Source organism: Ralstonia sp. RL (genome assembly GCF_001683835.1).
In the GTDB taxonomy this organism is placed as follows: Bacteria; Pseudomonadota; Gammaproteobacteria; order Burkholderiales; family Burkholderiaceae; genus Ralstonia; species Ralstonia mannitolilytica.
Genome location: NZ_LWRX01000062.1, coordinates 1 through 5314 on the forward strand (window position 1 = coordinate 1; position 5314 = coordinate 5314).

Annotated in this window: 5 protein-coding genes and 1 pseudogene; all 6 read left to right on the plus strand. The window is 66.1% G+C overall.

The genetic code is table 11. The features are described from left to right. Positions 1-1279 (plus strand): sensor histidine kinase (locus A6M56_RS07465; protein WP_286757944.1); only part of this gene is annotated, 1279 nt, incomplete at its 5' end. A gap of 5 nt (positions 1280-1284) precedes the next feature. Next, positions 1285-2679: a sigma-54-dependent transcriptional regulator gene (locus A6M56_RS07470; protein ID WP_286757945.1), complete on the plus strand. Its 1395-nt coding sequence runs from the start codon at positions 1285-1287 to the stop codon at positions 2677-2679. Between the two features lie 47 nt (positions 2680-2726). Further along, positions 2727-3266: a tetratricopeptide repeat protein gene (locus A6M56_RS07475; protein ID WP_286757946.1), complete on the plus strand. Its 540-nt coding sequence runs from the start codon at positions 2727-2729 to the stop codon at positions 3264-3266. Beyond that, entirely contained in the window at positions 3263-3622 is a 360-nt protein-coding gene (locus A6M56_RS07480; RefSeq protein WP_286757947.1) for a c-type cytochrome, read from the plus strand. The genes A6M56_RS07475 and A6M56_RS07480 overlap by 4 nt, the downstream gene beginning before the upstream one ends. After that, positions 3622-4689, plus strand: coding sequence for a ligand-binding sensor domain-containing protein (locus tag A6M56_RS07485; protein ID WP_286757949.1), 1068 nt, complete (start codon positions 3622-3624; stop codon positions 4687-4689). Before A6M56_RS07480 ends, A6M56_RS07485 begins: the two co-directional genes overlap by 1 nt. Before the next feature lie 10 nt (positions 4690-4699). Continuing rightward, positions 4700-5314: pseudogene (locus A6M56_RS07490) on the plus strand (ligand-binding sensor domain-containing protein); the annotation flags it as partial.

The following is a 5314-nucleotide window of genomic DNA, read 5'->3' on the forward strand; positions in this document are numbered from 1 at the left end:
GATGGCGGTGTTCGCCAACCTCGACGCGCCCGACCGCGAGGCCGGCATGCAGCGTATCCGCATGCATTTCCAGTCGCTGCGCGCGCGCCACGACGAGGTGAAGGCGCGCATCCCGGCGCTCGACGTCAGCCTGGACGCGGTCGGCGCCGCGCTCGACGCCGCCAGCGGCAACCCGTCCAAGGCCGCCATGAACCAGCTGATCGTGGAGCTGGTCAAGACCAAGAACGAATACACCAACCTGGCCGAGCAGTCGCAGCAGGCGCGCGAGCGCATGTCCGAGCGATACCACATGCAGACCGATTCGGTCACCATGACCGCGCTGTTTCTGGGGATGATGGGGCTGGCCCTGCTCGGCGTATGCATCGGCCTGTTCTTCAGGCAGCTGACCGAAGACCTGCGCAACCTGCAGGCGCGCGCGCTGGACATCGTCAACGGCTATCGCGGCGCGCCGCTGCCGGTGCGCCGCCATGACGAGGTCGGCCAGCTGATGATGGCGGTCAACGGCATGGCCAGCGCGCTCGACAAGCGCGAGAAGGAGCTGCTGCTGGAGCGGCAGAAGTATTTTCACCAGGAGAAGATGGCGGCCATCGGCGCGCTGGCGGCCGGCGTCGCGCACGAGATCGGCAATCCGATCGCGGCCATCTCCGGCATCGCCCAGGACATGGCGCTGCGCCAGTCCGAAGGACTGGGAATCTGCGGCGCCAAGGAAGTGTGCGTGCAGTGCCGCCCCGACCTGATCCTGGAGCAGGCGCAGCGCCTGTCGGCGATCACGCGCGAGATCTCGGATTTCGCGTCGCCGCAGCCGGCCGAGCCGCAGTTCGTCGACCTCAATGCGCAGCTGCGCAGCACCAGCAGCCTGATCCGCTACGACAAGCGCATGCGACACGTCGACCTGCGGCTGGAACTGGACAGCCAGCTGCCGGCGATCTACGGCGTGGCGGACCAGCTGACGCAGCTGATCATGAACCTCTTGATCAACGCGATGGACGCGCTGGAGCCGGTCATGGACCGGCCGCCGACCATCATCGTGTCCACCCGCGTCGACGGCGGGCGGGTCTGCATGACGGTCGAGGACAACGGCCCCGGCATGGAAAAGGAAGTGCTGGCGCAGGCGTTCGACGCGTTTTTCACCACCAAGCCGGCCGGCAAGGGCACCGGTCTCGGATTGTCGTTATGCTATTCGATCATGAAGCGGCACGAGGGCAGCATCGAGATCGACTCGACGCCGGGCGCGGGCACCCGGGTGCGTGCATTTTTCCCAATTAAAGAAATCAGTTGACTGACATGAACATCAAATCCTTGGAAGTGCTGGTCGTCGACGACGAGCCGGCGATCAGGCAGGTGCTCTCGGCGCACCTGTCGCGCTCCGGCTGCAGCGTGTGCCAGGCCGCCAACGGCACGGAGGCGCTGGAGCGGCTGTCGAAAGGCGACATCGACGTCGCCATCAGCGATATCAAGATGCCGGACTTCACCGGCATCGAACTGGTGCGCCGCGCGCGCGCCGCCGGCATCGACACCAGCTTCATCATGATGACCGCCTATGCCTCGGTCGACACCGCGATCGATGCGATCAAGGCCGGCGCCTCCGACTACATGATCAAGCCGGTGCGCAACGAGGAAGTGCTGCACCGCCTGATGAAGGTGTCCGACATGCGCCGCCTGTCGTCGGAAAACAAGGTGCTGCGCAACCTGGTGATGGGCTCGCGCGAGGAGATGTTCTCCTTTGCGTCGCAGGCGATGCGCGAGCTGGAGCGCCTGATCGCCAAGGTCGCGCCGACCGACAGCACGGTGCTGGTGACCGGCGAGTCCGGCACCGGCAAGGGCGTGATCGCGCGCCAGATCCACCAGAACAGCCAGCGCGCCGACGGCCCCTTCATCCCGGTCAACTGCGGCGCGATTCCCGAGAACCTGATGGAGAGCGAGCTGTTCGGCCATGTGAAGGGCTCGTTTACCGGCGCCGACAAGGCGCGCAAGGGCCTGTTCCTGGAAGCCGACAAGGGCACCATTTTCCTCGACGAGATCGGCGAGCTGCCGCTGGCGCTGCAGGTCAAGCTGCTGCACGTGATCGAGGAAAAGACCGTGCGCCCGGTCGGCAGCGAGCAGGCCAAGCGCGCCGACGTGCGCATCGTCGCGGCCACCAACCGCGACCTGCCGCAGATGGTCGCGGAAGGAAAGTTCCGCGAAGACCTGTACTTCCGCCTCTCGGTGTTCCATGTGCACGCGCCGCCGCTGCGCGAGCGCCGGCAGGATATTCCGGGGCTGGTGCGATTCTTGCTGCAGCGTGGGGCGAAGCGGATGAACAGCAGACATCCGATCGTCATCGATCCGGAAGTGGAAGAGATCCTGGCGTCGTACGACTGGCCCGGCAACGTGCGCGAGATGGAAAACGTGGTCGACCGGGCATTGATCCTGGCCGACGAGGGACGCATCACGACCGGCGATCTGCCGCCGCAGATCGCACGCACCGCGCCGGCCAGGACCGGCATCCAGGTGCCGGCGTCGGGCGACGGTCTGCGCGAGCAGGTGCGCCGCTTCGAATGCGCGGTGATCGTCAAGGCGATTTCCGACGCCGGCGGCGACCGGCGCGCGGCCGCGCAAAAGCTGGGAATCGGCTTGTCCAGCCTGTATCGCAAGCTGGAAGAGTTCGAGGCGCTCGGTTTGCTTCCGGACGGCGTGTAGGCGCCGCACCCGGAGCGGCGGCCGGGGAAGAAGCAACTGGGAGGAATATGTCAAACGTAAATCGCAGACATCGCAGGCGGGCCGCGCTGGCCGCCGCATTGATCGGCCTGGCGGCGCCGGCGGCGCAGGCCGGTCCGCAGCAGGATGCCGAGCAGGCGGAACAGGAATTCGCGCGCGGCAATCTGGTGGTGTCGATGCAGTTGTGGCGCAAGGCGGCCAACGAGGGCTATGCGCCGGCGCAGGCGCGCCTGGGCGACATCCTCGACAAGGCCGAAGAGGATGCGGAAGCGGTGAACTGGTACCGCAAGGCGGCCGAGCAGGGCAACGCGGCCGGCGAACTCGGCCTGGGTCTGATGTACGGCAAGGGCGAGGGCGTCAAGCGCGACGACGAGCAGGCGCGCGGGTACATCATGCGCGCCGCGCAGAAGGATTATCTGCCGGCCGTGATCGTGCTGGTCGAGATGTACAAGAGCGGCACCCTGGGCGCCACGCCCGACCCCGCGCTGGCCGCGCAGTGGAAGGCCAAGGCCGACGAGCTGTATGCGAAAGAAAAGGCGCAGGCCAAGGCGGAGCAGGGGGCGAAATGATCCTGAAAATGAGAATCGGCAAAGCCAATATCGAGAAACTGTCGCGCGCATCGCTGGTGCTGGCGACCATCGCCGTGGCCCTGCTCGCGGCCGGCTTCAGCAGCGGCGTGTACGCGGCGGATCATATCAAGGGGCGCGAACTGTACGACCGGAACTGCTCGGTCTGCCACGGACCGACCGGCCAGAGCGTGATGCCCGGCGCGCCCAACCTGGCGCGCGGCGAGGGCATGCTCAAGCCCGACTTCACGCTGCTGGCTTCGATCCGCGCCGGCCGGAACGCCATGCCCGCCTATCAGGGGATTCTGTCTGACCGCGACATCATGGATGTCATCGCTTACGTAAGGACTTTGCATTGATGCGTTTGTATAAACTGCTGTTGCCCGCTCTTTTCTCCGCATTCGCCGGCAGCGCCGCCGCCCAGGACAATGCGCCGCAGCCGAAGGTGATCGAGACCTTCGGCGTCGGCGACAACGTCTATGTGCGCGCGCTCACGATGGAGCCGAAGACCGGCGCGCTGTGGGTCGGCACCTCGGCCGGCGTGCACGAGATCGACGCCGCCAGCGGCAAGCTGCGCAACACCTTCACCCGCAACAGCGGCCTGGCCAACGAATACGTGTTCGCCATCGGCATCGACCGCGAAGGCTACAAGTGGTTCGGCACCAACGCCGGCGGCGTGTCGCGCTACAAGGATGGCAAGTGGAAGACCTTCTTCCCGATGCACGGCCTGGCCGACTACTGGGTGTATTCCTTCGCCAACCAGAAGAACGGCGATTTCTGGATCGGCACCTGGGCCGGCGTCAACGTGGTCGATCTGAAGACGCTGAAGTTCCGCACCTATGTGAAGGAACTGATCAACGAATGGGTGTACGGCATCGACGTCGATGCGCAGGACCGCGTGTGGTTCGGCACCGAGGGCGGCGTCTCCATGTTCGACGGCAAGACCTGGAAATCCTGGACCCACAAGGACGGCCTCGGCGCGGTCAATGAAAAGAAGCTGCTGGCCAGCCCCAACACCGGCCTGGGCACGCGTTCGCGCCACGACCTCGGCCTGCGCTCGGAGGACGGCTCGCCCACCTATAACCCGAACTATGTGTTCGCCATCGCGGTCGCGCAGGACCAGACCGTCTGGGCCGGCACCTGGGGCGGCGGCGTCGCCCATTTCGACGGCAAGAAGTGGCGCAACTACACGGTCAAGGACGGCCTGGCCGGCGACATCGTGTACAGCATCGTGCAGGATGCCAGGGGCGTGTTCTGGTTCGGCACCAACGGCGGCGTGACGCGCTATGACGGCAAGACCTGGAAGAGCGTCGATGCCCGCACCGGACTGCTCGACAACAACGTCTACGCATTGGCGGTGGCGCCCAACGGCGACATCTGGGCCGGCACCAAGCGCGGTGTCGCGCACCTGGGCCAAACTAAATAGGAGAACAAGAGTGCAATTGAATAAAGTTACTTCGGCGGTCGCCGGCATCGTCGGCGTCGCGGGTCTGGTCGCGGGCGCCTATTATTTCGGCACGCGGCATGCGGCGCAGCCGGTCCCGCCGTCCGTGCCCCAGCTCTCCGCCGGACCGCTCAAGCCGGGCGCGCAGGCGCCGGCCAGCCACGGCGCGCCGGGCGGCGTGCAGCAGGTGGCGGCGCAGAGCGGTCCGCCGCAGGCCGGCAAGGTGCAGATCGATCCGAATGCCCGCTACACGCATTTCCGTGTCGGCAACCGCAACGTCAAATCCATCCTGATGGACGGGAAGATCGTCTGGGTCGGCACCTCCGGCGGCGTGGTGCGCTACGACACCGCCACCGACGAATACCGCCTGTTCGACTCGCGCAACGGCCTGCTCTCCAACGGCATTTTCCACATCAGCAAGCTGGACGGGAAAATCATGGTCGGCACCTACGGCGGCGGCATGTCGCTGTACGACCAGGAACAGGACAAGTGGGAGAACTTCAACATTCCCGACGGCCTGGGCGACGCCTTCGTCTACGGCGTGCTGAAGGCGTCCAACGGCGACGTCTGGGTCGCCACCTGGTCCGGCGCCAACCGCATCCGCGGC

Bases quoted from the DNA above. Each gene is read 5' to 3' on its own strand.
- A6M56_RS07470 (WP_286757945.1), top strand. From the start codon at position 1,285: ATGAACATCAAATCCTTGGAAGTGCTGGTCGTCGACGACGAGCCGGCG.
- A6M56_RS07475 (WP_286757946.1), top strand. From the start codon at position 2,727: ATGTCAAACGTAAATCGCAGACATCGCAGGCGGGCCGCGCTGGCCGCC.
- A6M56_RS07480 (WP_286757947.1), top strand. From the start codon at position 3,263: ATGATCCTGAAAATGAGAATCGGCAAAGCCAATATCGAGAAACTGTCG.
- A6M56_RS07485 (WP_286757949.1), top strand. From the start codon at position 3,622: ATGCGTTTGTATAAACTGCTGTTGCCCGCTCTTTTCTCCGCATTCGCC.